The organism is uncultured Sphaerotilus sp. (genome assembly GCF_963924895.1).
In the GTDB taxonomy this organism is placed as follows: domain Bacteria; phylum Pseudomonadota; class Gammaproteobacteria; order Burkholderiales; family Burkholderiaceae_C; genus Sphaerotilus.
This window is the reverse complement of sequence record NZ_CAWURG010000011.1, coordinates 1-26,699: the sequence shown is the minus strand read 5'-3', so window position 1 is coordinate 26,699 and position 26,699 is coordinate 1. Positions and strand designations below refer to the sequence as shown.

General features: G+C 70.2%; 28 protein-coding genes. 18 read left to right on the top strand and 10 right to left on the bottom strand.

All coding sequences use genetic code 11. From position 1 onward, the window contains the following. Positions 1-7: 7 nt before the first annotated feature. From AABN02_RS04110 to pelG, 4 genes are read left to right on the top strand one after another with little or no spacing between them, the layout of a single operon-like run. The gene (locus AABN02_RS04110) at positions 8-1,375 is read left to right on the top strand and encodes a PelD GGDEF domain-containing protein (protein ID WP_338413648.1); all 1,368 of its coding nucleotides are present in this window, start codon (positions 8-10) and stop codon (positions 1,373-1,375) included. Continuing rightward, the gene (locus tag AABN02_RS04105; protein ID WP_338413647.1) at positions 1,372-2,391 is read left to right on the top strand and encodes a tetratricopeptide repeat protein; all 1,020 of its coding nucleotides are present in this window, start codon (positions 1,372-1,374) and stop codon (positions 2,389-2,391) included. Before AABN02_RS04110 ends, AABN02_RS04105 begins: the two co-directional genes overlap by 4 nt. Further along, complete coding sequence (gene pelF, locus AABN02_RS04100; protein ID WP_338413646.1) at positions 2,388-3,926, top strand: GT4 family glycosyltransferase PelF; 1,539 nt, start codon at positions 2,388-2,390, stop codon at positions 3,924-3,926. Before AABN02_RS04105 ends, pelF begins: the two co-directional genes overlap by 4 nt. Then, the gene (gene pelG / locus AABN02_RS04095) at positions 3,902-5,269 is read left to right on the top strand and encodes an exopolysaccharide Pel transporter PelG (RefSeq protein WP_338413645.1); all 1,368 of its coding nucleotides are present in this window, start codon (positions 3,902-3,904) and stop codon (positions 5,267-5,269) included. Before pelF ends, pelG begins: the two co-directional genes overlap by 25 nt. Before the next feature lie 57 nt (positions 5,270-5,326). Here the strand turns inward: pelG and AABN02_RS04090 are convergent, their stop codons facing one another. Further along, positions 5,327-6,574 carry a THUMP domain-containing protein gene (locus tag AABN02_RS04090; protein WP_338413644.1) on the bottom strand — a complete coding sequence of 416 codons (1,248 nt, stop codon included), beginning with the start codon at positions 6,572-6,574 and terminating at the stop codon, positions 5,327-5,329. A gap of 238 nt (positions 6,575-6,812) precedes the next feature. Here AABN02_RS04090 and AABN02_RS04085 point away from each other — a divergent pair, with 238 nt between their 5' ends. Beyond that, positions 6,813-7,475 carry an OmpA family protein gene (locus AABN02_RS04085; protein WP_338413643.1) on the top strand — a complete coding sequence of 221 codons (663 nt, stop codon included), beginning with the start codon at positions 6,813-6,815 and terminating at the stop codon, positions 7,473-7,475. A 19-nt stretch (positions 7,476-7,494) separates the two neighbouring features. Here AABN02_RS04085 and AABN02_RS04080 read toward each other — a convergent pair whose 3' ends face one another. The 3 genes from AABN02_RS04080 to AABN02_RS04070 form a co-directional block, all read right to left on the bottom strand. Next, the gene (locus tag AABN02_RS04080) at positions 7,495-8,055 is read right to left on the bottom strand and encodes a DUF3455 domain-containing protein (protein WP_338413642.1); all 561 of its coding nucleotides are present in this window, start codon (positions 8,053-8,055) and stop codon (positions 7,495-7,497) included. Between the two features lie 155 nt (positions 8,056-8,210). After that, positions 8,211-8,513, bottom strand: coding sequence for a hypothetical protein (locus AABN02_RS04075; protein ID WP_338413641.1), 303 nt, complete (start codon positions 8,511-8,513; stop codon positions 8,211-8,213). Between the two features lie 17 nt (positions 8,514-8,530). Further along, positions 8,531-9,736: a multidrug effflux MFS transporter gene (locus AABN02_RS04070; protein ID WP_338413640.1), complete on the bottom strand. Its 1,206-nt coding sequence runs from the start codon at positions 9,734-9,736 to the stop codon at positions 8,531-8,533. A 127-nt stretch (positions 9,737-9,863) separates the two neighbouring features. On the opposite strand from AABN02_RS04070, the gene AABN02_RS04065 reads away from it, so the two are divergent. Genes AABN02_RS04065 through AABN02_RS04055 form a run of 3 tightly spaced genes read left to right on the top strand, consistent with a single transcriptional unit; the run spans position 9,864 to position 11,814 of the window. Continuing rightward, complete coding sequence (locus AABN02_RS04065) at positions 9,864-10,148, top strand: helix-turn-helix transcriptional regulator (RefSeq protein WP_338413639.1); 285 nt, start codon at positions 9,864-9,866, stop codon at positions 10,146-10,148. After that, positions 10,145-11,389, top strand: a complete 1,245-nt coding sequence (locus AABN02_RS04060; RefSeq protein WP_338413638.1) for a type II toxin-antitoxin system HipA family toxin — start codon at positions 10,145-10,147, stop codon at positions 11,387-11,389. The genes AABN02_RS04065 and AABN02_RS04060 overlap by 4 nt, the downstream gene beginning before the upstream one ends. Before the next feature lie 38 nt (positions 11,390-11,427). Then, positions 11,428-11,814 carry a hypothetical protein gene (locus tag AABN02_RS04055; protein ID WP_338413637.1) on the top strand — a complete coding sequence of 129 codons (387 nt, stop codon included), beginning with the start codon at positions 11,428-11,430 and terminating at the stop codon, positions 11,812-11,814. Between the two features lie 45 nt (positions 11,815-11,859). Here AABN02_RS04055 and AABN02_RS04050 read toward each other — a convergent pair whose 3' ends face one another. After that, a complete protein-coding gene (locus tag AABN02_RS04050) occupies positions 11,860-12,984 on the bottom strand; it encodes a 3-deoxy-7-phosphoheptulonate synthase (protein ID WP_338413636.1) in 1,125 nt (374 codons plus the stop codon). Positions 12,985-13,011: 27 nt separating this feature from the next. After that, positions 13,012-13,392, bottom strand: coding sequence for a TraR/DksA C4-type zinc finger protein (locus AABN02_RS04045; RefSeq protein ID WP_338413635.1), 381 nt, complete (start codon positions 13,390-13,392; stop codon positions 13,012-13,014). A gap of 131 nt (positions 13,393-13,523) precedes the next feature. Between AABN02_RS04045 and AABN02_RS04040 the strand changes: the two genes are divergently transcribed. After that, a complete protein-coding gene (locus AABN02_RS04040) occupies positions 13,524-13,943 on the top strand; it encodes an Lrp/AsnC family transcriptional regulator (RefSeq protein WP_338413662.1) in 420 nt (139 codons plus the stop codon). 13 nt (positions 13,944-13,956) lie between these two features. On the opposite strand, the gene AABN02_RS04035 is transcribed toward AABN02_RS04040, so the two are convergent. Then, positions 13,957-15,042: an ornithine cyclodeaminase gene (locus tag AABN02_RS04035; protein ID WP_338413634.1), complete on the bottom strand. Its 1,086-nt coding sequence runs from the start codon at positions 15,040-15,042 to the stop codon at positions 13,957-13,959. 149 nt (positions 15,043-15,191) lie between these two features. Here AABN02_RS04035 and AABN02_RS04030 point away from each other — a divergent pair, with 149 nt between their 5' ends. After that, complete coding sequence (locus AABN02_RS04030) at positions 15,192-16,382, top strand: M20 aminoacylase family protein (protein ID WP_338413633.1); 1,191 nt, start codon at positions 15,192-15,194, stop codon at positions 16,380-16,382. 27 nt (positions 16,383-16,409) lie between these two features. Next, positions 16,410-16,619 (top strand): hypothetical protein, encoded by a 210-nt coding sequence (locus tag AABN02_RS04025; protein WP_338413632.1) that lies wholly within the window; start codon positions 16,410-16,412, stop codon positions 16,617-16,619. A gap of 18 nt (positions 16,620-16,637) precedes the next feature. On the opposite strand, the gene AABN02_RS04020 is transcribed toward AABN02_RS04025, so the two are convergent. Next, positions 16,638-20,231, bottom strand: a complete 3,594-nt coding sequence (locus tag AABN02_RS04020) for an indolepyruvate ferredoxin oxidoreductase family protein (RefSeq protein WP_338413631.1) — start codon at positions 20,229-20,231, stop codon at positions 16,638-16,640. Positions 20,232-20,332: 101 nt separating this feature from the next. Here AABN02_RS04020 and AABN02_RS04015 point away from each other — a divergent pair, with 101 nt between their 5' ends. The 7 genes from AABN02_RS04015 (at position 20,333) to AABN02_RS03985 (ending at position 25,621) form a co-directional block, all read left to right on the top strand. Next, positions 20,333-20,821 (top strand): Lrp/AsnC family transcriptional regulator, encoded by a 489-nt coding sequence (locus tag AABN02_RS04015; protein WP_338413630.1) that lies wholly within the window; start codon positions 20,333-20,335, stop codon positions 20,819-20,821. A 40-nt stretch (positions 20,822-20,861) separates the two neighbouring features. Beyond that, entirely contained in the window at positions 20,862-21,119 is a 258-nt protein-coding gene (locus AABN02_RS04010) for a type II toxin-antitoxin system RelE/ParE family toxin (RefSeq protein WP_338413629.1), read from the top strand. After that, positions 21,116-21,487, top strand: coding sequence for a helix-turn-helix domain-containing protein (locus tag AABN02_RS04005; RefSeq protein WP_338413628.1), 372 nt, complete (start codon positions 21,116-21,118; stop codon positions 21,485-21,487). The genes AABN02_RS04010 and AABN02_RS04005 overlap by 4 nt, the downstream gene beginning before the upstream one ends. A 229-nt stretch (positions 21,488-21,716) precedes the next feature. Next, positions 21,717-21,929, top strand: coding sequence for a hypothetical protein (locus tag AABN02_RS04000; protein ID WP_338413627.1), 213 nt, complete (start codon positions 21,717-21,719; stop codon positions 21,927-21,929). A 181-nt stretch (positions 21,930-22,110) separates the two neighbouring features. Continuing rightward, entirely contained in the window at positions 22,111-22,995 is an 885-nt protein-coding gene (locus AABN02_RS03995) for a DUF6544 family protein (protein ID WP_338413626.1), read from the top strand. A 67-nt stretch (positions 22,996-23,062) separates the two neighbouring features. Beyond that, a complete protein-coding gene (locus AABN02_RS03990; RefSeq protein ID WP_338413625.1) occupies positions 23,063-23,503 on the top strand; it encodes a GNAT family N-acetyltransferase in 441 nt (146 codons plus the stop codon). Between the two features lie 99 nt (positions 23,504-23,602). Next, positions 23,603-25,621, top strand: a complete 2,019-nt coding sequence (locus AABN02_RS03985) for a sigma-54-dependent Fis family transcriptional regulator (protein ID WP_338413624.1) — start codon at positions 23,603-23,605, stop codon at positions 25,619-25,621. An 18-nt stretch (positions 25,622-25,639) separates the two neighbouring features. On the opposite strand, the gene AABN02_RS03980 is transcribed toward AABN02_RS03985, so the two are convergent. Both AABN02_RS03980 and AABN02_RS03975 read right to left on the bottom strand, forming a co-directional pair. Next, the gene (locus AABN02_RS03980; protein ID WP_338413623.1) at positions 25,640-26,101 is read right to left on the bottom strand and encodes a rhodanese-like domain-containing protein; all 462 of its coding nucleotides are present in this window, start codon (positions 26,099-26,101) and stop codon (positions 25,640-25,642) included. 18 nt (positions 26,102-26,119) lie between these two features. Continuing rightward, the coding region (locus AABN02_RS03975; RefSeq protein WP_338413622.1) for an MFS transporter at positions 26,120-26,699 on the bottom strand (580 nt) is incomplete at its 5' end.

Below are 26,699 nucleotides of genomic sequence, written 5' to 3'. Positions count from 1 at the left end.
GTCCGCCATGCTGGTTTCCAAGTTCACGGCCGACGCGACCGCCCAGGACGGGCTGCATGCGCTCGCGTCCCCCCGGGTCCGGATGGGCTGGATCGCGCTCGAGATCGTCGTGATGACGCTGGGTGTCATCGCCATCGGCCACTGGGTCTCGCCCGACGATCCGCTGTTCACCCGCGCGCCGATTCCGTGGACCTGGTTCGCGCCGATCCTGGTCGGGCTGCGCTATGGCGTGCTGGCGGGCCTCAGCTCCATGGCGATGGTGCTGGTGGCGTGGCGGCTGCTGCAGGGGGCCGATCCCTCGGTGGCCTTCCCGGTGCTCTACTTCCTCGGCGGCCTGCTGCTGACCATGGTCTGCGGTGAGTTCAGCGGCCTGTGGCGCTCGCGCATCCGCCGCCTGTCGCAGGCCAACGCCTACCTCGAAGACCGCATCGAGCGTGTCACCAACCGCCTGTTCATGGTCCAGCGCTCGCACGACGTGCTGGAGCAGGACCTGCTGCTGCAGCCCTCGACGCTGCGCCAGGCGCTCGGCGACATGCGCGCCCGCTCGCTCGCCGGCCAGCTCGCTGCGCCGGCCGCGGCCAAGGCCTTCCTCGATTTTCTCGGCGTGCACTGCCAGATCGAGAGCGCGCAGGTCCTCACGCTCACCCCCGGCGCCGCGCACGGCACGACGCTGGCCAGCGTCGGCCAGCCGGTGCCGGTGAAGCTGGACGACCCGCTGGTCCAGTACGCGCTCGACCAGCGCCGCCTGGCCCACGTGCAGGCCGGCTTCCCGATCCACGAGGCCGCCACCAGCCACCTTGTCGCCGCGCCGCTGGTGCTCGGCACGCACCGCGAGCAGGCGCTGCTGGTGGTGAGCCGCATGCCCTTCCTCGCGCTGCACGACGAGGCGCTGGAGCTGATGGCCGTGCTGTGTTCGTCGTTCTCGGACGCCGCGCTGGTCAGCGACGAGGTGCCGGGCCTGCTGGCCCACCTGCCGAACTGCCCGGTCGAGTTCGCGGAAGAGGCCAGCCGCCTCGACCGCATCGCCCGCGAGTTCCGGCTGCCCAGCCAGGTGGTGGTACTGACCTTCAACGACCCGGTGCACGCCGCCAGCCAGCGCCGGCTGGCCGAGCAGCGCGCCCGCTCGCCCGACGTCGTCTGGCCCTATGCCCTGGAAGGTGAACGCGAACGCCTCGTCACCCTGATGCCGCTGGTCGGCCGCACGGCGGTCGACGGCTACCTGCTCAGCCTGGCGAGCTATGTCGCCGAACGGCAGGGACTCGCGCCGCACCAGGCCGATCTGGCCGTGCTCGGCATCCAGCACCGCGTGATGACCCTGGGCCAGGCAGCGCTGGCGCCGGCGCTCATCGGCATCCTCGGAGGCACCAGCGCATGAACCCGCTGCAGTTCCTGCTCGCGCTGGGGCTGGAGTTCGGCGCCGCGCTGCTGCTGTGGACCGGCGACCGCGACGTCCTGCAGCTGGGCGCCTACATCGGCGTGCATGCGCTGGCCTGTGCGGTGCTGGCCGTGACGCTGTTCCCGCTGCTGCCCGGGCGGCTGCGCCAGCCGCCGCTGGCGGTGCTGGCGCTGCTGTTCAGCCTGGCGTTCTTCATCCCCTTCCTCGGGCTGGTGGCGCTGCTGCTGGCGGTGGTGGTGATGCGGCTGATGCCGGTGCGCACACTCGACTCCCACTTCCGGCTGGCCGCGCCGCCGGAGTTCCTGCTCTCGGTGCGCGAGCCGGCGCGGCTGTTCCGCGGCCTGAGCATCCGGCAGCTGCTCACCGACGTGCACGCCGCCGCCCCGCTGCGCACCCGCGCCCTCAACGCCATCGCCAGCAAGCCCGCGCGCATCGCCGGCGACCTGCTGCGCAAGCTGCTGAGCGACCCGGTGGAAGACCTGCGCCTGGTCGCCTACGGCCTGCTCGACACGCAGGAAAAGGCGCTGCGCACCCGCATCTCCGAACAGGCCGCGCTGCTGGAGCAGTTCACCACCGAGCCGCACCGCCACAGCGCGAGCCGCATCGAGGTGCTCCGCCACCTGGCGGAGCTGAACTTCGAGCTGGTCTACCAGTCGCTGGTGCAGGGCGACGTGCGCGAGCACACGCTGGCCCGCGCCATCGAACACGCGCAGGCGGCCATCGCGCTCGACCCGGGCGACGGCGGTCTGCGCCAGCTGCTCGCGCGCATGCACCTGGAGCAGGGCGACATCGACCGCGCCTGCGACGACCTGGTCCGCGCCACCGAGGACGGCCTGCCCGACAACCGCGTGCTGCCCTATCTGGCCGAGATGGCCTACCGCCGCGGCGACTGGCGCAGCGTGCGCGCCCTGATGCTGCGCATCGACCCGCTGACCGTGACCCCGCGCATGGCCGCGCTGGTGCGCTACTGGCAAACCGCAGGAGAGCGGACTTGACTGAATTGCCCCGTGCCCAATCGGCCGACATCGCGCTGCTGCTCGAAGGCACCTATCCCTACATCTCGGGCGGCGTGTCGAGCTGGGTGCACCAGATCATCACCGGCTTTCCCGACCTGACCTTCGCGGTGGTGTTCCTGGGGTCGCGGCCCGAGGACTATGGCCCGATCCGCTACAAGCTCCCGCCGAATCTGGTCCACGTCGAGGCGCACTACATCTTCGACGCCGAGGACCGCCCCGCCCAGCGCACGCTGCGCACCGACCCGGCTGCCTTCGCCCACGTCAAGGCGCTGCACCGCTACTGGCAGGACCCCGAGAACACGCCCGCCGGCACCAACCCGCAGGCCCTGTTCGGCGCGGTGATCGACCGCTTCGACGACCAGCTCGGCGAGGCGCACTTCCTGCGCGGCGACCAGGCCTGGGAGCACCTCTGCGCGCAGTACGAGGAGCGCTGCACCGACCCGTCCTTCGTCGACTACTTCTGGACCGTGCGCACCATGCACGCGCCGCTGTGGAAGCTCAAGCGCATTGCCGACAGGCTGATCCCGGTGAAGGCCTTCCACACCGTCTCGACCGGCTACGCCGGGCTGCTGGGCGCCATGTGCAAGCGCAAGCATGGCCGCTCGCTGGTGCTCTCGGAACACGGCATCTACACCAAGGAACGCAAGATCGACCTGTTCGGCGCCCACTGGATCGCCGACAACCGCTCGGTGCTGCAGCGCGACCTGACCGAGCTGAGCTACTTCCGCGACCTGTGGATCCGCTTCTTCCAGGGCATCGGCAAGGCCTGCTACGAGTCGAGCGACCAGATCATCGCGCTGTACGAGGCCAACCGCCGCCGCCAGGTCGCCGACGGCGCCCGCGGCGAGCGCACCAGCACGGTCCCCAACGGCATCGACATCGCCCGCTTCGCGCCCCTGCGCGCGCTGCGGCCGGCCAAGGTGCCCCAGGTGCTGTGCCTGATCGGGCGCGTGGTGCCGATCAAGGACGTCAAGACCTACATCCGCGCGCTGCGCAGCGTCGTCAACCAGCTGCCCGAGGCCGAAGGCTGGATCGCCGGCCCCGAGAACGAGGACCCCGCCTACGCCGAGGAATGCAAGCTGCTGATCGCCAGCCTCGGCCTGCAGGACCGGGTGCGCTTCCTCGGCTTCCAGCAGCTCACCGAGCTGCTGCCGAAGGTGGGGCTGGTCGTGCTGTCCTCGATCAGCGAGGCGCTGCCGCTGGTGCTGCTCGAAGGCTTCGCCGCGGGCGTGCCGGCGGTGAGCACCGACGTCGGCTCGTGCCGCCAGCTCATCGAGGGGCTGGACGACGAGGACCGCGCGCTCGGCCCGTCCGGCCGCGTGGTCGGGCTGGCCGATCCGAAGGCGCTGGCGGATGCCGCCGTCGAGCTGCTGTCCGACTCCGCCGCCTGGCAGCGCGCCAGCGATGCCGGCGTGGAGCGGGTGCAGCGCTACTACTCGCTTGAACGCATGCTCGGGCGCTACCGCGCGATCTACGAAAGGGCCCTGACGTGGCAGGCATCGGTTTCGAGCTGAGAAAGCTCCTTCGGCGCGACAGCTTCGCCGGACTGTTCAAGGCCTACGCCTACGCGGGCATCATCAGCTCCGGGCCGTGGGTGCTGTCCATCCTGGGCATCCTGGTGATCGGCCTGGTCTCGGCGCTGACCGTGCCGGACCGCCAGATCACCCAGTTCCAGGTCTCGGTGACCTACCTGATCATGCTGTCGCTGGTGCTCACCGGGCCGATCCAGCTCTCCTTCACCCGCTGGGTGGCGGACCGGCTGTTCGAGAAGCGCCAGGCGATGATCGCGCCGAACTTTCTCGGCGCGCTGCTGATCGTCATCGTCGGCTCGGGCCTGCTGGGGCTGCTGGCGGTGGCCACGCTGTTTCCGGGGCAGACCAACCTGTTCCGGGTCTCCTTCGCCAGCGGGCTGGTGGTGATGAGCGGCATCTGGCTGGCGACGATCTTCCTGTCGGGCATGAAGCAGTACAAGACCATCGTGCTGCTGTTCGGCCTGGGCTACGGCGTGAGCGTGACCGGCGCGCTGCTGCTGAGCCGGATGGGCATGGAAGGCCTGCTGCTGGGCTTCGTGGTCGGGCAGTTCGTGCTGCTGGCCGGCATGCTGGTGATGGTGCTGCGCACGCTGCCGACCGAGCGGCTGATCAGCTTCGATTTCCTGAAGCGCGGGGCGATGTTCACCTCGCTGGTCTGGGTCGGGCTGTTCTACAACCTCGGCGTCTGGGCCGACAAGCTGGTGTTCTGGGCCGCGCCGGAAGTCAGCCAGGCCATCATCGGCCCGCTGCGTGCGTCGATCATCTACGACATGCCCGCCTTCCTCGCCTATCTGGCGATCATCCCCGGCATGGCGGTGTTCCTGGTGCGCATCGAGACCGACTTCGTCGAGTACTACGAGCGCTTCTACGACGCGGTGCGCGAGGGCGGCTCGCTGGGCAACATCCAGCGCCTGCGCGACGAGATGGTCTTCACCATCCGGCAGGGGCTGTACGAGATCCTGAAGATCCAGGGCATCACGGTGCTGCTGGTGATCCTGGCCGCGCCGACGGTGCTGGACTGGCTCGGCATCTCGCACCTCTACCTGCCGCTGCTCTACCTCGACGTGGTGGCCGCCAGCCTGCAGGTGGTGCTGCTGGGCCTGCTCAACATCTTCTTCTACCTCGACCGGCGGCGCGTCGTGTTCGGGCTGACCGCGCTGCTGCTGGTGCTCAACGTCGGGCTGTCGCTGGTGACGCTGCGCCTGGGCGCCTCGTTCTACGGCTACGGCGTGGCGCTGGCGATGATGATCACGGTGTTCGTGGCCATGCTCGCGCTGGAGAGCAAGCTGCACCGGCTGGAGTACGAGACCTTCATGCTGCAGTGAGGCGCACTGCGGCTGGAACCCGCTCGGCCAGCGTTCGGGCGATGGCGAAGGCCGCCCTCAGCGCGGCTCGCTGCGGTTCGAGCCCGCCACCAGATCAAACCGGAACAGCCGGCACTCGATCGGCCCGTTCCACATCGGCACGCGGCGCGACTCCTTCAAGCGCATCGCCTGCGGCAGCTTGGCGTCCGGGCTGAGCACCCAGGCGGTCCAGCCGGCGTACTGGCGTTTCCAGTGCGTGGCGAGCGCGGCGAAGAAGGCCTGCGACGTGCCGCCACCTTCAAAGGTTTCCCGCGAATCGCGGTAGCCGCCGGGGGCGGAGCCGGTGCCCTTGGCGTCGATGCGCTCGCCGTAGGGCGGGTTGAGCATCAGCACGCCGTGGGCGGTCGGGGCGTTGCGCTGCAGGGCGTCGACGGTCTTGAAATCGATGACGTGGGCGACCCCCGCGCGCTCGGCGTTGCGGGTGGCGAAGTCGGTCATGCGGAAGGAGACATCACCCGCGTAGACCCGCACGGCCGGTGCATGGACCCGTGCCCGCGCCTCGGCCTTCATCGACTGCCACGCCACCACCTCGGCGCGGAAGGGCGCGAGCTTCTCGAAGGCGAAGCTGCGCTGCAGGCCCGGCGCCATGCCGCAGGCGATCTGCGCGGCCTCGATGGCGATGGTGCCGGCGCCGCAGCAGGGGTCGAGCAGGTCGCCGTCCTCGGCGCGGCCGTGCCAGCCCGCGGCGGCCAGCATCGCGGCGGCCAGGGTTTCCTTCAGCGGCGCCTCGCCCTGCACCTCGCGCCAGCCGCGCTTGAACAGGGCCTCGCCGCTCAGGTCGACGTAGATCTGCGCGTAGTCCTCGCCCACGTGCAGTTGCACCGACAGGTCGGCGAAGCGCGGATCGACATCCGGGCGCTCGCCGGTCTGCTCGCGCATCACGTCGCAGATCGCGTCCTTGATGCGCAGCGAGGCGAAGTGCAGGCTCTGCAGCGGCGAGCGCACCGCCGAGGTGTCCACGCGCAGCGTCTGGCGCGACGTGATCCAGTCGGTCCACGGCACCGTGCGGGCGATGTCGTACAGATCCTCCTCGTCGCGGTAACGGCCTTCGGCGACCTGCCACAGCACGCGCGGGGCCAGCCGGCTCTCCAGGTTGAGGCGCATCGCGGTGTGGACACTGCCGATCAGCGAGATGCCGCCGCGGCCGAGCTGCACCGACTCGGCCGCGCGCGGCGCACCGGCTGCGGTCAGGATGGCGCGCACTTCGTCGGCCAGCAGGGGCTCGACGCCAGCGGCGCAGGGCAGGAACAGGGGGGTCGGGTTCAAGGCAGTGGTCCGTCGTCTTCGTGGTCAGGGGCCGGCAGGCGTCAGGCGCGATTGTCGCCCCGGATGCCCCGCCGATACAGCCGCACACGCACAGGCACCGCTCGTCACCTGAACGGCGTCATCGACACACCGCTTTCAAACGTTCAATACATCCGGACACTGTCTTAATGGATGGTGTGCATTCCGGTGCACTGGGCAGACTACGCTGGGTGCACCTCGACAACGGAGCTTTCCCACCATGATGCAATTCACCCCCACCCGTCCCCTGGTCCTGGCCCTGACGTCCGCTGCACTGCTCCTCGGCGGCTGCGCCGACATGAGCGCCCGCCAGAAGGGCACGGCGACCGGGGCCGCGGCAGGTGCTGCGGTCGGCGCAGTGCTGAGCAAGGTCACCGGAGGCAAGGCCGGTTCGGGCGCGGTCATCGGCGGCGCGGTCGGTGCGGTCGCGGGCAACCTGTGGTCCAAGAAGATGGAAGACAAGCAGCGCGCGATGGAGCAGGCCACCCAGGGCACCGGCATCGACGTGAGCCGCACGGCCGACAACCAGCTCAAGGTGAACGTGCCGAGCGACCTGTCCTTCGACAGCGGTCGCTCGAACATCCGCCCGGAACTGGCGCCGATCCTGACCAAGTTCTCGCAGGGTCTGGACGCGACGATGCACGTGCAGATCATCGGCCACACCGACAGCCAGGGCAGCGACGCGGTCAACAACCCGCTGTCGGTCGACCGTGCCGCCTCGGTGCGCGACTACATGGTGTCGCAGGGCGTCTCGGCCACGCGCATCTCGATCGAAGGCAAGGGCGAGCACCAGCCGGTGGCGGACAACAGCACCACCGACGGCCGCGCCAAGAACCGCCGCGTCGAGATCTTCCTGCGCGAGCCGGAAAAAGCCGGCTCCTGAGCCCGCGCAGCGTCCGCGGTCAGGCCGGCTGCCAGAAGATGTAGTCGGCCTGGTACTTGACGATCAGGCGCTGGCCGGCATTGCTCGGCGCGCAGATCTGGGACGGCGCCACGCCGCCCTTGGTCGCCGTGCGCTGGATGTAGCTCACGCCGGTCATCGCGCCAGCACCCATCGCCGGGTTGGCCTTGACGAGCTGGTGCGGGATGTTGCCCGCGCCGGCCGGTGCCACCGCCACCTGCGTGCCGGTCAGCTTCGAGCCATCGGCCGACTGCCACGTGGCGGGCGGGCCGAAGTACTTGCCGACCATCCGGCCGCCGCGGTCATTCAGCGCCGCATCCGGGCCGACGAAGACCCATTCCATCTGGTCCACCGCGCCAGTGCCCGCCTTGACGCGGCACTCGTAGGTGATCTCGCCCACGCCCACGGTTTCCATGGCCACCTTGTGCCCGTCCGGCACCTTGACGGCGTCCGGCAGCGCCATCTGGCTGTAGGGCGTCATCGGCGCCATCGTGGTCACGGAACTGGCGCAGGCCGACAGGAGGGCCACCGCAGCAGTCGACAGGATGAGCTTGGTATTCATGGACATCTCCAGCGAGGTTGATTGGGAAGTGGACCGTCTGATGCATCAACACAAGCGGTCCTGTCCTTCTCTACGCAGTCCATGCGGATCTGGATGCACTTTCGATGCAACCGGTAACAATTAACGTTTTTGCCGGTTTCGGCCGAGGCCGAGGCTCAGTCCCAGAGCAGCAGTTCGGCCAGCCGCCGCGTCACCCACACCGCCTCATCCGGCGTGAAGCCGGATTCGGGCGTCTGCAGCCCCGCCTCCATGCGCGTCAGCACCTCGTCCTCGGACACGCCCAGGTCGAAGTGGATGTGCTGCGCCTGCGCGACGAGCTGCTGCGCGAGGTCCTCGCACGCCTCGTAGCGCGCGCGCACCTCGGCGATGGGCGTGCGCAGCCGCGTGCGGTGGCGGTCGCGGTGCAGGTCGAGGAAGGACTCGGGGAGGAGGATCTGGTTCTCGTGGTCGTCGGACATGGTGGGGGTGCGTGCGGTCAGTGGGCCGGCGCCGACGACGCATGGGCCGCCTTCGCCAGGGTGAACCAGGTCAGCAGGCCGGCGACCAGCGCGCAGCCGCCGATGCCGCTGACCATGGGCATCGGCGAGCCGTCGACGAACTGCGAGATCACGCCCATCACGACGGCGCCGGTGACCATCTGCGTGGTGCCCAGCAGCGCGGACGCCGTGCCGGCGATCTCGCCATGCGTCTCCAGCGCCAGCACGGCCGTGGTCGGCACCACCAGCCCGAGGCAGCCGAAGCTGCAGAACACCAGCGCGCTCAGCACGTCCAGCCGGTCCACCCCGAGCGCGAACAATGCCCACAGCAGCAGCGCGATCGACGCGAAACCGGCGACACCCGCCTCCACCACGCGCACCAGCCCGTAGCGGGCGCAGAGCCGGCCGTTGAACTGCGCGACGCCGATGAAGGCCGCGGCGTTGACCGAGAAGAGGAAGCCGTACTGCATCGGCGTCACGCCGTAGTGGCCGATCAGCAGGAAGGACGAGTTGCCCAGGTAGGCGAAGAAGGCCGACATGCCGAAGGCGCCGATCAGCGTCAGCGCCATGAAGTGGCGGTCGCGCAGCAGCGTCCAGTAGGTCCCCAGCACACCGCCCAGCGTCGAGGCGGTGCGCGAGGCGGCGGGGCGGCTTTCCTCCAGTTGCGACGCCAGCAGCGCGATGCCCAGCACGCCCAGCGCCGACACGGTCCAGAAGATCCACCGCCAGCTCGCCACCGAGATCACCAGGCTGCCCGCCAGCGGCGCCAGGATCGGCGAGACGCTGAACACGAGCATCAGCATCGAGGTGAGCTTCGTCGCCTCCACGCCGGTGTGCAGGTCGCGCACGACGGCGCGCGGGATCACCGTGCCCGCGCAGGCGCCGACGCCGGCGATGAAGCGCAGCACGATCAGCGTCTGGATGTCCGGCGCGAGTGCGCAGCCGATGCTGCCGGCGACGAACAGCGCGAGTCCGAAGTACAGCGGCGGCTTGCGGCCGAAGTGGTCCGACAGCGGGCCGTAGAGCAGCTGGCACAGGCCGAGCGCCAGGAAGAACACCGTCAGGCTGAGCTGCACCTGGGCGACATCGGCGTGCAGGCTGTGGCCGATCTCGGGCAGCGCGGGCAGGTACATGTCGATCGCGAACGGGCCGATCGCGGAGACCAGGCCGAGCACGAGGGCGTGGCGGAAGAGGGAGGACTGCATGGGGGTGCGCCCCGGGGGGACGCGAGCGGGCAAGCGGATGATGGTAGCCGGTGTGGGTTGCAGGTGCAGCGGGGCAGTTTGTCTTGCATTCTGGACAATCTGCCTGAAAAGCCGGACTATGTCTTCCATGCAAGACAAAATCTACACCCTCTCCGATCTCGGCCAGCAGATCAAGGCCGTGCGCCAAGCCTCAGGCTTGGGCACCGTCGAGATCGCCGACCGCTCCGGCCGCAGCCGCGACGTGCTGTACCGGCTGGAGCAGGGGCGCGACGTGTCGGTGAGTTCGCTGCTGGCGCTGCTGCAGGTGCTGGGGCACGCCATCGAGATCGTGCCGGCGGGGCGGCCGACGCTGGAGGAGATGCGGCGGCGCTTTGCGTTCGACGAGGAGGATGAGGCGGAGGGTGGCGCATGACCACGGACATGGACACGCCAGGGCTGCCGGAGCGCATCAAGCGGCTCGATGTGACGCTGTCCAGCGCAGTGGCGGGCGAGCTGATCCGCGAATCGACCTACGTCTTCCGCTATGCACGCGACGACGAGGCGCAGCCCGCCGTGAGCCTGCTGTTGCCGGCGAGCCGGGCGCTGCACGAGGACGGCGACCTCTTCCCGTCAATGGAGATGAACCTGCCGGAAGGCTTCCTGTTCCAGCAGATCATCGAGTGGTTCCGCAAGGCGCAGATCACCAAGATGCACCTGCTGGCGCTGATGGGCGACGGCGGCATCGGGCGGGTCGGTTTCCGTCTGCCGGGCCGCGAGCCACCCACCACGCCCGCGCCGATGGAGCGCGCCACACTGCTGCGGGCAGACCCGGACCAGACGCTGTTCGGCGAACTCGTCCACACCTACCTGGCCACCGGCATGGGCGTGTCCGGCGTGCAGCCCAAGATCCTGGTGCCGAGCCGGGCGACGCTGGCGATCCCGGATCTGATCGTCAAGAAGGCGGGCGCGGCTTTTCCGGATCTGGCGGCGAACGAGTTCCTGTGCCTGAGCGCAGCGCGGCGGGCGGGAATCGAGGTGCCGGGGTTCGCGCTGTCCGAGGATGCGGGGCTGCTGGTGGTGGACCGCTTCGACCTCGGTAACCACGGCGAGCGGCTCGGCTTCGAGGACATCGCGGCGCTGATGGGCCTGCGGGTGCATGACAAGCTCTCGAACCGCAAGTACCACGGCAGCTACGAGCGGGTGGCCGAGGTGATCGGGCTGCTGTCCTCGAACCGGGCGCGGGATCTGGCGGCGTTCTTCGCACAGTTGACGCTGTCGGTGATGGTGCGCAATGGGGACGCGCATCTGAAGAACTTCGGGCTGCTCTACCGCGACGAGCGGGATGTGCGGCTGGCGCCGCTGTACGACGTGGTGACGACGACGGTCTACACCTACGAACGCCCCGGCGGATTCGAGGACATCGACCGCACCCTCGCGCTGAAGTGGCGCCACGGCCGGCACAGCAGCCGCGCTTACCCGACCACCGATGCGTTGATCCGCTTCGGGCGAGAGGTCTGTGGTGTCGCGCGGCCGCAGCAGGTGATCGAGCGGATCGCCGACGCGATGACCGAGACGCTGGCCGAGGCGCGGGGGGATGGGCGGATCGCGGCGGGGTTGCTGGAGAAGATCGGGCCGCAGTGGGCCGAGGGGCTGGCGCATGCAGGGCGGCGCTGAGTTGGGCTTGTTGGTATATCCCATACCGAAACCAGCCCGTGCTGACCATCCGGCAGAGTCACACCGAACGCATCGACATCACACAAGTGCGACGCGGTGAATCACAGCGGGCCTGGGCACAGCGGCTGGGCGTGTCGGTGCCGACGCTGATCTGGCTGGAGCAGGGAGATCCGGGCGTCGGCCTGGGCATCGTCGCCACGGCGCTGTGGCTGATGGGCCGGGCCGAGGCGCTGGGTGAGCTGGCCGCACCGCAGCATGACCGCGGCGGCGGTCGCGCTCACGGATCCGTTCCGCCGCGGCGGGCAAGGCGGATGACCCGACATGAACCCACCCCGTCATGCCCGCGAAGGCGGGCACCCATGCATGGAGAGGCCGGTCATGTGCTGGCGTGGGTCCTCGCGTTCGCGAGGATGACGAGAAGGTGATCGAGGGATAACGGGAAGGTGGCCGCGGGATGACGGCCGGGGCGATCAGGCGGCGCCACGCGCCCGCCGCGCCCGCACCGCCTCCGCCAGCCTCCGCAGCACCGGCTCCGTCTGCGCAAAACTGATGCACGCATCCGTGATCGACACCCCATGCCGCAGCGGCTCGCCCGGCCGCAGGTCCTGCCGGCCTTCCTCCAGATGGCTCTCGATCATCACGCCCGTGATGCGCCGCTCGCCGCCCGCGATCTGGCCCGCGATGTCCTCGGCGACCTCGATCTGGCGGCGGTGCTGCTTGCTGCTGTTGGCGTGGGACAGGTCGATCATCACCTGCTCGCGCAAGCCCGCGCCGCGCAGCATCGCGCACGCCGCTTCCACGTCCGCCGCGCTGTAGTTCGGCGCCTTGCCGCCGCGCAGGATGACGTGGCAGTCGGCGTTCCCCGTCGTCTCGAACACGGCGGCCACGCCCATCTTGGTCATGCCCATGAAGGCGTGCGGCGCGCTCGCGGCCAGGATCGCGTCGGTCGCCACGCGCACGCCTCCATCGGTCCCATTCTTGAAACCGACCGGGCAACTCAGGCCCGAGGCGAGCTGGCGGTGGCTCTGGCTCTCGGTGGTGCGCGCGCCGATCGCCCCCCACGAGATCAGCTCGGCGATGTACTGCGGGCTGAGCAGGTCGAGGAACTCGCTGCCCGCCGTCAGGCCCAGGCCGAGGATGTCGATCAGCAGCGCGCGGGCACGCTCCAGCCCCTCGTTGATGGCGAAGCTACCGTCCAGGTGCGGGTCGTTGATGTAGCCCTTCCAGCCGACCGTCGTGCGCGGCTTCTCGAAGTACACGCGCATCACGGTGACCAGCTCGCCGCGCAGCTCGTCCGCGAGCGGCTTCAGGCGCGCGGCGTATTCCATCGCCTGCGCATGGTCGTGGATCGAGCACGGCCCGACGACGACCACCAGCCGGTCATCGCGGCCGTGCAGCACGTCGGCGATCTCGCCGCGCACCTGCTCCACCAGCGCCTGCGCCGGCTCGCTCACCGGCAGCCGCTCGTGCAGCAGCGCGGGGGTGATCAGCGGGCGCACGGCGTCGATGCGGGTGTCGTCGGTGCGGGTGGTGTCGCGGGTGGAGCGGCGGGAGCCGGTCTCGCGGTCGTGGAGGGGGGTGTCGATCGTGCTCATGGCGCGATTGTCGCGCCGCTCATGATCTCACCGGTTCGCACCTTCCGCGACCTGCTCGCACGCCAGACAGCGCAGCGCCTGCGGCATGACCTCCAGGCGCGCCAGCGGGATGTCCGCGCTGCAGTCGAGGCAGACGCCATAGGTGCCGTGGTCCATGCGCTGCAGCGCCAGCCCGATGTCGGCCAGCTCCTGGCGCTCGTGGTCGGTGAAGACGAGGTCGATCTCGCGGTCGGAGTCGCGGGCGGGGGCATCGTCGCCGTCCTGGAGCAGCACCTCGCGGGCGTGCTGGACACGGGTGCCGCCGTCGGTGTGCAGGGCTTGCGAGGCCAGCAGGGCTTCCTGCCGCTGCATCAGGGCGGTGCGCAGGGCGGCGCGGCGGGGCAGGTCGAACTTCTGGGCGGTGGTCATGGTCTTCTCCAGACACAGGGGGAACCGGAACATCGTGGCACCCGCAGGGTCGGTCTGGCTTGACTGGCGTCAACCAGCGCCCCGGCATGACCCGACTGGCCGCCACCGCCCGCCGCAGGCACACTGCCGCGATGGACGACACCGACCGCCACCTGATCTCGCTGCTGCGCCAGGACGCGCGGCTGACCGTCGCCGCGCTGGCCACCAGGCTCGGCGTCTCGCGCGGCACCGTCACCAACCGGCTGCGCAAGCTCGAAGACGAGCAGGTGATCGTCGGCTACACGCTGCGCCTGCGCCCGGATGCCGAGCCGGACCAGATCCGCGCCTGGATGGGCGTGCTGGTCGAGGGCAACCAGACCCGCGAGGTCATCGCCAACCTGCTGGGCGAGCCGGGGGTGCAGGCCCTGCACGACACCAACGGCCGCTGGGACCTGCTGGCCGAGCTGCGCGCCGATTCGATGGCCGAGCTGTCGCGGGTGCTGGAGCGGGTGCGGCTGATCAAGGGGATCCGCACGACGGAGACGAGCATCCTGCTGGCGAGCTACCGCTGAGTCTGTCTGCGCGTCAGGCGGCGATCCGCAGCGCGTCCACCGGCGCCCGCAGCAGCCCGAACAGGTCCTTCGGATCCACCGCCTGCGGCACCAGATCGATCTCCCGGCCCAGGCCGAGCGCCCGCGCCGTGTCGTGCACGAAGCACAGTGCGGCGTAGTCCTCCAGCGCGAAGCCGACCGAGTCGAACACTGTCACCTGCTCGGCCGAGGTGCGCCCCGGTGCCTGTCCGGCGAGCACCTGCCAGAACTCGGTCACGGGGAAGTCCGCGGGCATCTGCTGCACGTCGCCCTCGATGCGGCTTTGCGGCGCGTATTCGACGAATACCGGGCCGCAGCGCAGCACGTCGGCGTGCAGTTCGGTCTTGCCGGGGCAGTCGCCGCCGACGGCGTTCAGGTGCATGCCCGGCGCGATCAGGTCCGGCGTCAGGATGGTGGCGTTGGTCTTGTCCGCGGTCACCGTGGTGACGATGTCGGCACCCTGCACGGCCTCGCGGATGCTGGCGCAGACCGTCACCGACAGGCCCTGTCCGTCGAGGTTCGCGGCGAGGTTCGCGGCCAGCTTGGCCGTGGCGGCGGGATCGGTGTCGAACAGGCGCAGCTCGCGGATGCCGACGAGGTCGCGGAAGGCGATCGCCTGGAACTCGCTCTGCGCGCCGTTGCCGATCAGCGCCATCACGCGGCTGCCCGGGCGGGCCAGGTGGCGCGCGGCAGTGGCAGACATGGCGGCGGTGCGGATCGCGGTGGTCAGCGTCAGCTCGGACAGCAGCCGCGGCACGCCGGTGGCGACATCGGCCAGCACGCCGAAGGCCATCACGGTGGGCAGGCCGGCGCGGGTGTTCTTGGGGTGGCCGTTGACGTACTTGAAGGTGAAATGCTCGGCGTCGGCGATCGGCATCAGCTCGATCACGCCGTCAGCGGAATGGCAGGCCAGGCGCGCACGCTTGTCGAAGTCGTTCCAGCGCAGGAAGGCGGCTTCGATGCGCTCGGCCACGCCCGCGATGCAGGCGGGCAGGCCGACACGCTGGACGAGCCGGACCATGTCCTCGACGCCGACGTACAGGGTGGGGGACAAGGTAGATGCTGTGATGGTGGTGTCCATGGACGTCTCCGGAAGTGCTGGGCTTGGGTAGAGTCTCCCGAAGGTCGGCGTCAGGCGGAAGCGCATGAACTGCCGCGTTTCGCTGCCAACCCTGCCGAAATGACAGTCTCCACTGCCACATTGCTGCACCACCCCACAGGACCATGCCCATGACCACGCACCCCATGCTCACCGCACTGCAGGCGCAGGCCAGTGAGTTCATCGCGCTGCGCCGCGACCTGCACCGCCACCCCGAACTCGGCCTGTCCGAACACCGCACGGCGCAACTCGTCGCCGAGCGGCTCGAAGCCTGGGGCTACACCGTGCACCGCGGACTGGCGACCACAGGCGTCGTCGGCCAGCTGAAGCGCGGCAATGGCCCGCGCCGGCTCGGCCTGCGCGCCGACATGGACGCGCTGCCGATCCAGGAAACCAGCGGCAAGCCGTGGGCCAGCGCGCACGACGGCGTCATGCACGCCTGCGGCCACGATGGCCACACGGCGATGCTGCTCGCCGCGGCGCACCACCTCGCGCACCACGTCGATTTCTCCGGCACGCTGAACCTGATCTTCCAGCCCGCCGAGGAATACCCCGGCGGCGCAAAGCTGATGATCGAGCAGGGCCTGTTCGCGCGCTTCCCCTGCGACGCCGTCTTCGCGATGCACAACATGCCCGGCATCCCGCAGGGCCGGCTCGTGCTGCGCGACGGCGCGGCGCTGGCCTCCAGCGACGACGTGACGATCACGCTGCACGCCACCGGCGGCCACGGCGCGGCGCCGCAGCTCGCCACCGACCCGGTCGTCGCCGCAGCCAGTCTGGTGATGGCGCTGCAGACCGTCGTATCGCGCAATGTCGATCCGCAGCAGATGGCGGTGGTCACCGTCGGCGCGCTGCACGCCGGCCGCGCCAGCAACGTGATCCCGGACCGGGCAACGCTGGAGCTGAGCGTGCGCTCGCTCGACCCAGGCGTGCGCGACCTGCTGGAGCGGCGCATCCGCGCGCTGGCGGTGGCGCAGGCGGAGAGCTTCGGCGTGCGCGCCGAGGTGGACTACAAGCGCGACTACCCGGTGCTGGTCAACACCCTGGCCGAGACCGACTTCGCCCGCCGCGTGGCGCTGGAGCTGCTCGGCCCGGACCACGTCACGCTGAACGGCCCCGCGCTCAACGGCAGCGAGGACTTCGCCGTGATGCTGGAACACTGCCCCGGCAGCTACCTGCTGATCGGCAACGGCGACGGGGAGGGCGGCTGCATGGTCCACAACCCTGGCTACGATTTCCACGACGACAACGTCGGGGTCGGCGCGGCGTACTGGGCACTGCTGGCAGAGCGGTTTCTGGTCGACGCCGCCCCCGGCCTTTGAGCCATCCACCAACTCCCTCACCCCACCATGCGCCTTCCCATACTCGCACTCTGCGCCCTGACCCTGCTGACCGCCTGCAGCACCGACCAGTTCTGGAACATCGGCCAGGCCTGGCAACGCGACCACTGCATGAAGCTGCAGGACCATCAGGACCGCTCGCGCTGTCTGGCCGACATGACCCGGTCGCGCGAAGACTATGACCGGCAGGCGGAGGGGCTGCGGCGGGCGAAGCCGTAGTGCACCAGACGTGCTCACTCAGAGCGTCTCGACCCGGATCCCCTTGAACTGCCCGGCCACCGGCACGCCCGTCCCCGCAGGCGGCGGATAGGCCACAGGATCGAAGCGGTGCAGCAGCTCCGCCTCCCGCACCTGCGCCAGCGCGAGGTTGGCGAGTTTCACGTGGCCGAAGCCGCGCACCGTGTGCGGCACGCTGGAGATCTGCATGGCCAGCGCACGCCGCCGGGGGGAGGCGTCCACCGCCAGCGCGGCGAGCAGCTCGCGCACGCGGGCCTCGTAGCGCCCGATCAGTGCGCGCTCCGTGCGGCGCTCGTCGGTGCGGCCGAACGGGTCGAGCGCGGTGCCGCGCAGCGCCTTGCCCTTGGCGAGCCAGCGCATCGCCGGCAGCAGCCACGCGCCGAGCCGCAGCTTGCGCGGCGGCTGACCGTCCTTCGGGCGGGCGAGCAGCGGCGGGGCCATGTGGAATTCGAGCTGGAAGTCACCTTCGAACTGGGCATCGAGGCTGCGGCGGAAGGTGGGGTCGGTGTAGAGCCGGGCGACTTCGTACTCGTCCTTGTACGCCATCAGCCGCAGCATTTGCGTCGCCACCGCGCGGGTCAGCGGCCGGTCGGCGCCGTCCGGCAGACCCGCTTCCACCACACCCACCTCATCCACCAGCGCCCGCCACCGCTGCGCCCACGCGGCGTCCTGATACGCCGTCAGGTGCGTCATGCCGCGGGCGATCAGGGCGTCCAGCGGCTCGACCGCAGGCGCGTCCTCCGCCGGCTCGTCCAGCAGCGCCCGGCACGCCGTCGGGTCCGCCGCCGCCAGCCGCCCGAGCGCGAAGGCGTTCTGGTTGTTCTCCACCGCCACGCCGTTCAGCGCGATCGCCCGCTGCATCGCCGCCAGGCTGACCGGCACCAGCCCCGCCTGCCACGCGAAGCCGAGCGCCACGATGTTCGACACGATCGCGTCGCCGAGGAAGTCCTCCGCCAGCCGCTGTGCATCGAGCGTGCGCACCTGCCCGGCGCCGGCGGCGTGCTCGATCTTCTGCAGCAGCAGCGGCGCCTTCAGGCTCGCGTCCGGGTTGCGCAGCGACTCGGCCACCGGCGTCTCGTGCGTGTTCGCCAGCACGCGGGTGCGGCCGTGGCGCACGGTCTGTAGCGCGTCGGCGGACGCGCCCACCACGAGGTCACAGGCCAGCAGCGCGTCCGCCTGCTGCGCGTCGATGCGCACCTGATGCAGCCGCTCCGGCCGGTCCGCCAGCCGCACGAAGCTCAGCACCGCGCCGCCCTTCTGCGCGAAGCCCATGAAGTCGAGCACGCTGGCGGCCTTGCCTTCGAGGTGCGCGGCCATCGCGATCAGCGCGCCGACCGTGACCACGCCCGTGCCGCCGACGCCGGTGACGAGCAGGTCGTAGGGCGCCGTCCAGACATGCGCGGCGGGCAGCGGCAGCGCGTCGATGCGGCGGCGGAACGGGCTGTCCGCACCCGCGGCGCCGACCAGCGCGCCGACGTGTTTTTTCAGCCGCCCGCCGACCACGCCGACAAAGCTCGGGCAGAAACCCTTGGCGCAGGAATAGTCCTTGTTGCAGCTCGACTGGTCGATGCGCCGCTTGCGGCCGAACGGCGTTTCCTCGGGCAGCACGGCGACGCAGTTCGATTGCACCGTGCAGTCGCCGCAGCCCTCGCACACCGACTGGTGGATGAACAAGCGCTTCGGCGGATCGACCAGCTCCTTCTTCTTGCGCCGCCGCCGCTTTTCCGCCGCGCAGGTCTGCTCGTAGATCAGCACCGTGACGCCGGGCACTTCGCGCAGGCGGCGCTGCACGGCGTCGAGTTCGCTGCGGTCATGGAAGGTGGTGCCGGGCGGGAACTGGGCGTGCTGGCCGTCGTACTTGCGGATGTCGTCGCTGAGGACCACGACCTGCCGCACGCCCTCGGCCTCGACCTGCCGCGCGATGCGGTCCACGCTGGTGACGCCGTCCACCGGCTGGCCGCCGGTCATCGCAACCGCGTCGTTGAACAGGATCTTGTAGGTCAACGTCGCTTTGGCTGCCACCGCCTGCCGGATCGCGAGGTAGCCGGAGTGGTAGTAGGTGCCGTCGCCGAGGTTCTGGAAGACGTGCGGCTCGCGGGTGAACATCGCGTGCGAGACCCAGTCCACGCCCTCGCCGCCCATCTGGATCAGGCCCTCGGTGTCGCGGTTCATCCACGTCGCCATGAAGTGGCAGCCGATGCCCGCCTGGGCGCGCGAGCCGTCGGGCACCTTGGTGGACGTGTTGTGCGGACAGCCGGCGCAGAAATACGGCGCCCGCCGCACGCCGTCCGCGTCGTTGTGCAGCAGCGCCGGCAGCGTGAAATCGACGACGAGGTGCCGCCGGTCCAGCGCCGGAAACCGCGCCGCCACCCAAGCGGCCACCAGCGCGATCAGCCGCGACGGCCGCAGCTCGCCGAGCGCCGACACCAGCGGCTGGCCGGCCGCGTCGCGCTTGCCGAGCAGGGTGGGGCGCTGGTCGGCGGGGGCGTTGTAGAACAGCTCGCGCAACTGCGTCTCCACCACCGGCCCCTTTTCCTCGATGACGAGGATCTCGCGCAGCCCGGCCGCGAAGTCGGTCAGCCGCGTCGGCTCCACGGGGAACGTCAGCCCCACCTTGTAGAGCCGCAGACCGGCCGCGGCGAGGTCGTCCGGCGACAGGTCGAGCCGGCGGAAGACCTCCATCAGGTCGACGTGCGCCTTGCCCGCGGTGACGATGCCGAACGTGGCGCGCTCGGACGCGATCACCGTGCGGTCGATCGGGTTGACGCGGGCGAAGGCGCGCACCGCGTCGAGCTTGGCGTGCAGCCGCGCCTCGATGGTCAGCGAGGGCAGGTCGGGCCAGCGGTAGTGCAGCCCGTCGGCGGGGGGTGTGTAGCCGGTGCGGGTGCGCACGGTGTCGGCGTCGTGCCAGGCGGACACGCGCTGCGCAAGTGGGTCGAGGTCGACGGTGGTGCCGCTTTCGACCACCTCCGACAGCGCCGTGAACCCGACCCACGCGCCCGAGAACCGCGACAGCGCCCAACCGTAGAGCCCGAACTCCAGCATCTCCGCCGCCGTCGCGGGCGACACGGTCGGCACGCTCCACGCCTGGAACGCCTGGTCGCTCTGGTGCGGCGTCGAGGACGAGACGCAGCCGTGGTCATCGCCCGCGACGACCAGCACGCCGCCGTGCGGGGAGGAGCCGTAGGCGTTGCCGTGCTTGAGCGCGTCGCCCGCGCGGTCCACGCCCGGCCCCTTGCCATACCAGAGCGCGAACACGCCTTCGACCGTGCGCTGCGGGTCGGATTCGACGCGCTGCGTGCCGAGCACGGCGGTGGCGGCCAGTTCTTCGTTGATCGCGGGCAGGAAGCGGATGCCGAGTTCGTCGAGCCGCGGCTGCGCCTTCCACACCTGCTGGTCGACCATGCCGAGCGGGGAGCCACGGTAGCCGCTGATGAAGCCGGCGGTGTGCAGGCCGCGCTGCGTGTCGAGCGCTTGCTGCATCGCCATCAGGCGGATCAGCGCCTGCGTGCCGGTGAGGAAGACCGTACCCGCCGTGGCCCACAGGTTGTCGGACAGGCGGTAGTCGGTGCGCAGGGCTGGGGCGGTGTTCATGCCGGAAACTTTAGGTGCCGGCGTGGAGTGATCGGTTCTTTTCTTCCCTCTGTTTGGCTGAAAATTGGAATGAACCAACCAAATGCTGCGGAGACACGCGAATGCATGAACTTGACCGCCGGGACGCCCTGATCCTGACCGAACTGCAGCGCGACTCGCGCCAGTCCATCGCCCAGATCGCCGAGCGCACGGGCCTGTCCACGACGCCGTGCTGGAAGCGGCTGCGCGAGCTGGAGGCGCGGGGTGTCATCACCGCCTACACCGCGCTGGTGGACCGCGAGCAGGTGGGGCTCGGCCTGTGCGTGATCGCCGAGGTGAACCTGTCGCCACACACCGAGGACACGGTGCAGCGCTTCGAGCGCGAGGTCGCCGCCTGCCCGCCGATCGTCAGCTGCTACAGCACGACGGGGCAGAGCGACTACGTGATGCGCGTGCTGGTGCGCGACATCAAGGCGTATGACCGCTTCCTGCACGACACCGTGTTCAAGCTGCCGGGGGTGACGCATGTGCGGTCGAGCATGGTGCTGCGGGAGGTGAAGGCGCAGGGGCGGTTGCCGATCGAGGTGCCGGCGGGTGGAACGGGAGGTTGATGGCGTAGCACTATTGTTAGCAATATGCGAACATCAGGCCATGCACTCGATCGAATTCACCCGCGAAGCCGCCAAGGCGCTGGACAAGATGCCGCGCAACATGCGTGATCTGGTGATGGGCAAGATCGAGGCAGTGGCGGGCAACCCTTACGCGGCACACCAGAACGTGACGCGGCTGCAGGGGCGCCCGGAGTTCCGGTTGCGCGTGCAGGACTGGCGGGTGATCTACCGTCTGCTCGATGACCGGGTCGTGATGCTGGTCATCAAGATCGGCGGAAGGGGTCAGGTGTACGAATGAGCAACCATGTTCAGGTGATCGAGCAGGACGGCAAGCCAGCGTTCTATGTGGTGCCGGCGGCGCTGTGGGAGCGCATGCGCGAGGCCGCAGAGGACGCGGAGGACATCGCAGACCTGGAGCGTTTCGAGCGCGAAGACGACGGCGTGCGCTACCCCGCCGCCGTGGCGCTGGCGATGGCCGACGGCGCCAGTCCGCTGCGTGCCTGGCGCGAGCACAGGGGCCTGACCCTGCAGGCGCTGGCCGAAACCGCGGGCTTGAGCCGCGCCTATGTCAGCCAGATCGAGGGGGCCAAGCGCACCGGCAGCGCCGCCACGCTGGCGAAGCTGGCGCAGGCGCTGGGGATCTCCGTGGCGGCGCTGATCCGGTAGGGTATTTCCAAACGCCGGCCCTGCTGTCCTAAACCCGGCCTGAGCTTGACCAATTCCAGCGCACACGAGCCGCTAATGACGACTGTCCGCAGTGCCCCGCGACGGGGTTTTGCTGCGCGTGCGGCCGCGCGGACGCACCTGCGCTCTTGATTGCGCCGGTCTGCACGAAGAGGGCAAGCCGTGTCCACCGCCCCGAACTCTTCGCCCACCTGATGCACAAGGCCGGACGGTGAACAACACCACCTCATCGAACTCGACCCCGGTCCTGGACGCCCAGCAACTGCCCGCCGCCCTGCAAGCGACCGCCACCAGCACCCTGGAGCGCAAGCGCCGCCTCGGACACTACGCCGTGGTCTGGCAGGACGGTCGACCAGTGGCGATCGGAGAAGACCGGCCCGACACGGATGCCGCACCGAGCGACAAGCCGGATCAATCTCCGTGACACCTGCCTGCAGCGCCAGCCCTGGGGCGGCAGCGTGAACAGGCCAACACCGCCGACGTACTGTGCTGTCGCCGATGGCTGGTGACTGGTGATACCAAAGGGCCATCTCACACACCTTGCGCAAGATCATCCTCCGCCCCACGCCAGTTCCCAGAATGGACCTCGCACAGGGAGATCTCGCATGTACAGGTGGCTGGTCGGAGGATTGGGCGTGCTCGCCGTGCTGACGGCGGTGGGCGTGGCGGCGGTGGCCGGGCTGTCGCGGATCGGCGCCACGCGCTGGGCAGAGGCCACGGCGGCGCTGCACCAGCAACTCGATGCCGCGCAGGTGGCGCCCGCCGCCGGCCGCCATTTCAACGCGGCCCGCGACCTCGACGGCCTGCCTCCGCCCGTGCAACGCTACCTGCGCGCCGCGCTGACCGACGGCCAGCGGCGGGTCAGCAGCGTGGACATGGCGCAGGTCGGCACCATGGACCTCGGCGAACGCACGCCCCGCTGGAAACCCTTTCACGCCACCGAGCGGTTCGCCGTCGACCGGCCCGGCTTCGTCTGGGATGCGGCCATCGCGATGTTCCCGGGCGTGCCGGTGCGGGTACACGACGCCTATGTGGCGGGTGAGGGCAGGCTCCATCCTGCGGTGTTCGGGCTGTTCACGCTCACCGACCAGCGCGACACCGGCGGCGAGCTGGCGCAGGGCGAGTTGTTGCGCTTCCTGGCCGAGGCGCCTTGGTACCCGACCCTGCTGCTGCCCGGCCCGCACCTGCGCTGGGAGCCGGTGGACGACCGCAGCGCGCGGGTCACGCTGCGCGATGGCGCAACCACTGTGGCGATGACCTTCCGCTTCGGCGACGACGCGATGGTCGAAACGATGCGGGCCGAGGCGCGAGGCCGCATGGTGGACGGGCGCAGTGTGCCGACCGTGTGGGAAGGCCGCTGGACGGACTACGCGGTGCGCGACGGGATGCGCGTCCCGCTGGCGGGCGAGGTGGCGTGGCGGCTGCCCGAAGGATTGAAACCCTACTGGCGCGGGCGGGTCACCCGGCTGCACTACACCTTCGGTGACTGACGGTGACGGAAACCGGGGCCAAAGTTCGCTACCGTACGGGGTTTGATTCCACCGAAGGAAGCCGCCCATGCTGATCCGACCCGCCCGCCCCGAGGACCACGCCCAGTGGCTCCCGCTCTGGAAGGGCTACCAGACCTTCTACCGCGCCGACCTCCCGGACGAGGTCACCGCCACGACCTGGCAGCGCTTCCACACGCCGGACGAGCCGATGCACTGCGCGGTCGCCGAGGTCGATGGGCAGCTGGTCGGGATCGTCCACTACCTCTTCCACCGCAGTTGCTGGACCACCGGCGACTACTGCTACCTGCAGGATCTCTACGCCGCGCCCGATCACCGCGGCCAGGGCATCGGCCGGGCGCTGATCGAACACGTCTACGCCGCGGCGACGCAAGCCGGAGCGTCGCGTGTCCACTGGCTGACCCACGAGACCAACCTCGACGCGATGCAGCTCTACGACCGGATCGCCGACAAGAGCGGCTTCGTGCAATACCGCAAGCTGCTGGGCTGAGCCGCTGAAGGACGTCCTGTGCGCGCGTAATCACGGGCTCGCCAAGCGGGGAGGGCTCCGGCACAGTGCAAGGCTGCCCCTGCGCCTCCGGAGCCTGCCATGTCGCCCTATGTCCCGGCCCCCATTCCGTCACGACGCGCCCACATCGCCACGGTGATGCAGGTGGCCGACACCGGCCTCGCAGCACCCGCCGCCGCCCGCCACGACGCCGTCATCCGCGCGAGCTGGCAGCGCTGCGTCCACGAACACCGGCTCGACCCGACGCGGATGCAGGAGGCCGTCATCCTGCCGCAGGCCCGCCTGCGTGAACACCAGGACCAGATGGACGCCTTCCTGCACATCGCCCGCCACGGGCTGGAGGCGCTGTATCAACAGGTCGCTGGGCTGGGCTATGTCGTGCTGCTGACGGACGCGCGCGGGGTGACGGTGGACTTCCTGGGCGACCTCGTGCTGGAGCCGAGCCTGCGCAAGGCGGGGCTCTACCTCGGCGCCGACTGGAGCGAGGCGCACGCGGGCACCTGCGGCGTCGGCACCTGCCTGAGCACGGGCGAGGCGCTCACCGTCCACCTCGACGACCACTTCGACGCCACGCACATCCCGCTGACCTGCACCAGCGCGCCGGTCTACGACGCCCGCGGCCAGCTCAACGCCGTGCTCGACATCTCGCAGCTCAGCAGCCACCAGCCCAAGGAGAGCCAGCACCTGGCGCTGCAACTGGTCAAGGCGTGCGCGCAGCAGGTGGAGAACGCCGCCTTCCTGCACCGCCACCGCCGCGACTGGGTGCTGCGGCTGAGCGAGGCGCCGCAGTTCCTCGACGTGAACCCCGACTACCTGCTGGCACTCGACAGCAGCGGGCGCGTGATCGGCCACAACCGGCGCGCGCAGCGGCTGTTCGAGCCGGCGGCGGGCGCGGCAGGTCGTCCGCCGGGCACCGTGTCCACGCTGATCGGACAGCCGCTGGGCCGGCTGCTGGACGTGTCGTTGAACGAGCTGGGGCGTTTCGTGCAGGGCAGGGCGGTCGACCAGCGCGCAGTGCTGCGCGCGGGCGGGCGGCACCGGCTGTTCCTCGGCGTGACGCCAGCACCGGTCAGCACGCCCTGGTCGCCGGCGGTGGACAGCACACCACGCCGGACGCTGCCCGTCGAACAACCCGTGCCGCCACCGCTGCAGGCACTCTCGGGCGGCGACCCCGCGCTGGACCGCCAGATCACCCGCGCCGCCCGGCTCGTCAACAGCCCCGTGAGCCTGCTCGTCACCGGCGAGACCGGCAGCGGCAAGGAGTTCTTCGCCAAGGCGCTGCACCAGAGCAGCCAGCGCCGCGCCGGCCCGTTCGTCGCGGTGAACTGCGCCGCCATCCCCGAGACGCTGATCGAAAGCGAGCTGTTCGGCCACCTCGCGGGCAGCTTCTCCGGCGCCGGGCCGCGGGGCAAGCGCGGGCTGATCCAGGAAGCCGATGGCGGCACGCTCTTCCTCGACGAGATCGGCGACATGCCGCGCGGGCTGCAGGCGCGGCTGCTGCGCGTGCTGGCCGAGCGCGAGGTGCTGCCGATCGGCGCGACGCGGCCGGTGCCGGTGAACCTGCGCGTGATCGCGGCGACGCACTGCGCGCTGGAGGCGATGGTGCGCGAGGGACGCTTCCGCGAAGACCTGTACTACCGGCTCAACGGCGCGCTGTTCACGTTGCCGCCGCTGCGCGAACGGCAAGACCTCGACTGGCTGATCGACCGCCTGCTGGCCGACGCCACCCGCCCGGCCACACCGCCGCGCCTGACCGCCGACGCCCGCGCCGCGCTGCACCGCCACGGCTGGCCCGGCAACCTGCGCGAGCTGCACAACGCGATCGACTACGCGCGCACGGTCTGCAACGACGGCGTGGTGCGGCTGGACGATCTGCCGGACGCGCTGACGGCGGGGCGTCGTGAAACCGCAGCGGCGGTGCGCACCGAAGCGACGCCGGGCGAGGAGGCCGAGCGGTTGTTGCAGGCACTGCGGGCGGCACGCTGGAACGTGTCGGCAGTGGCCCGCACGCTGGGCTGCTCGCGCATGACGCTGTACCGGCGCATGAAGCGGTTCGGGATCGTGTCGCCGCTCGACGACGCCGGGCCGCTGGCGCACTGAGCCGCAGCCTGGCGCGTGCTACTGCGCAGCCGCTGCGGTGGCCGCTTTCCAGGCGACGAACCCGCCGTGCAGGAGGCGCACGTTCTCGAACCCGGCCAGCCGCAGCGCCATCACCGACTGGGCCGCAAACGAGCCCGTGTTGCAGTAGGCCAGGATCAGCCGATCCTTGGGCAGCGACGCCCGCTCGGCGAAGACCTTGCGCCACTCGATGTTCACGGCACCGGGGATGTGCTCCTTGGCGAACTGGCCGGCATCACGCACGTCGAGGAGGTAGAACTTCTTCCAGTCCCCCGCCGGGATCTGCTCGGCCATGATAGTGCCGCTGTTGTAGTCGCTGAACTCGAAGTAGGTCTCCAGCGCCTCCGTGCTGGCCTTGTCGAGCTGGGCGTGGGCCAGGAGCGGCAGCCCGCCCAGCACGGCGGCACAGGTGGCGGCCAGGGCCAGGGTCTTGGCTCGGTGAGCCGCGGTCATCAGGTTCATGGATGGTCTCCAGCAAAGTCAGTCTTCCAGCACCACCGGGGCCGGATTGAGTCGCGGGTGGGTTTCTTCCCCCCAGCGCCACAGCACGGCCCCCGACAGGAACATCGCCACGGCCACGAACGAGAACGCGGTCTCGATGCGTCCACCCAGCGCCGCCGCGGCGCCCAGCCCTAGCGCGCCAAGGCCGTAGCCCAGGTCACGCCAGAAGCGGTAAAGGCCGATGGCCGAGGCACGCCATGTCGGGTGGGCGATGTCGGCCACCGCCGCACTCAGATTCGGGTAGAGCATGGCCATGCCCAGTCCGGCGACCGCGGCCGACGTGCTCCACCACCACGCGCCGTGGCCCATCGGCAGCAGGGCCACGCCCGCACCACACAGCCACATGCCCGCGACGTTGAGTCCGTGCCGACCGATGCGGTCGGAGAGCCGCCCGGTGAAGAACTGCGCGCCGCCCCAGGGTACGTATTCACCCCCCCGGTATCGGCCATAGCCAAGACCGCACCGGCGTCGAGTTCGACGGGCGCGAAAATTCTTAGATTGAGGGGTTGCCGAGCCGGTGAAGCACAAGCCCGGCTGGCGCAGCCTTCTCAGCCCGAGG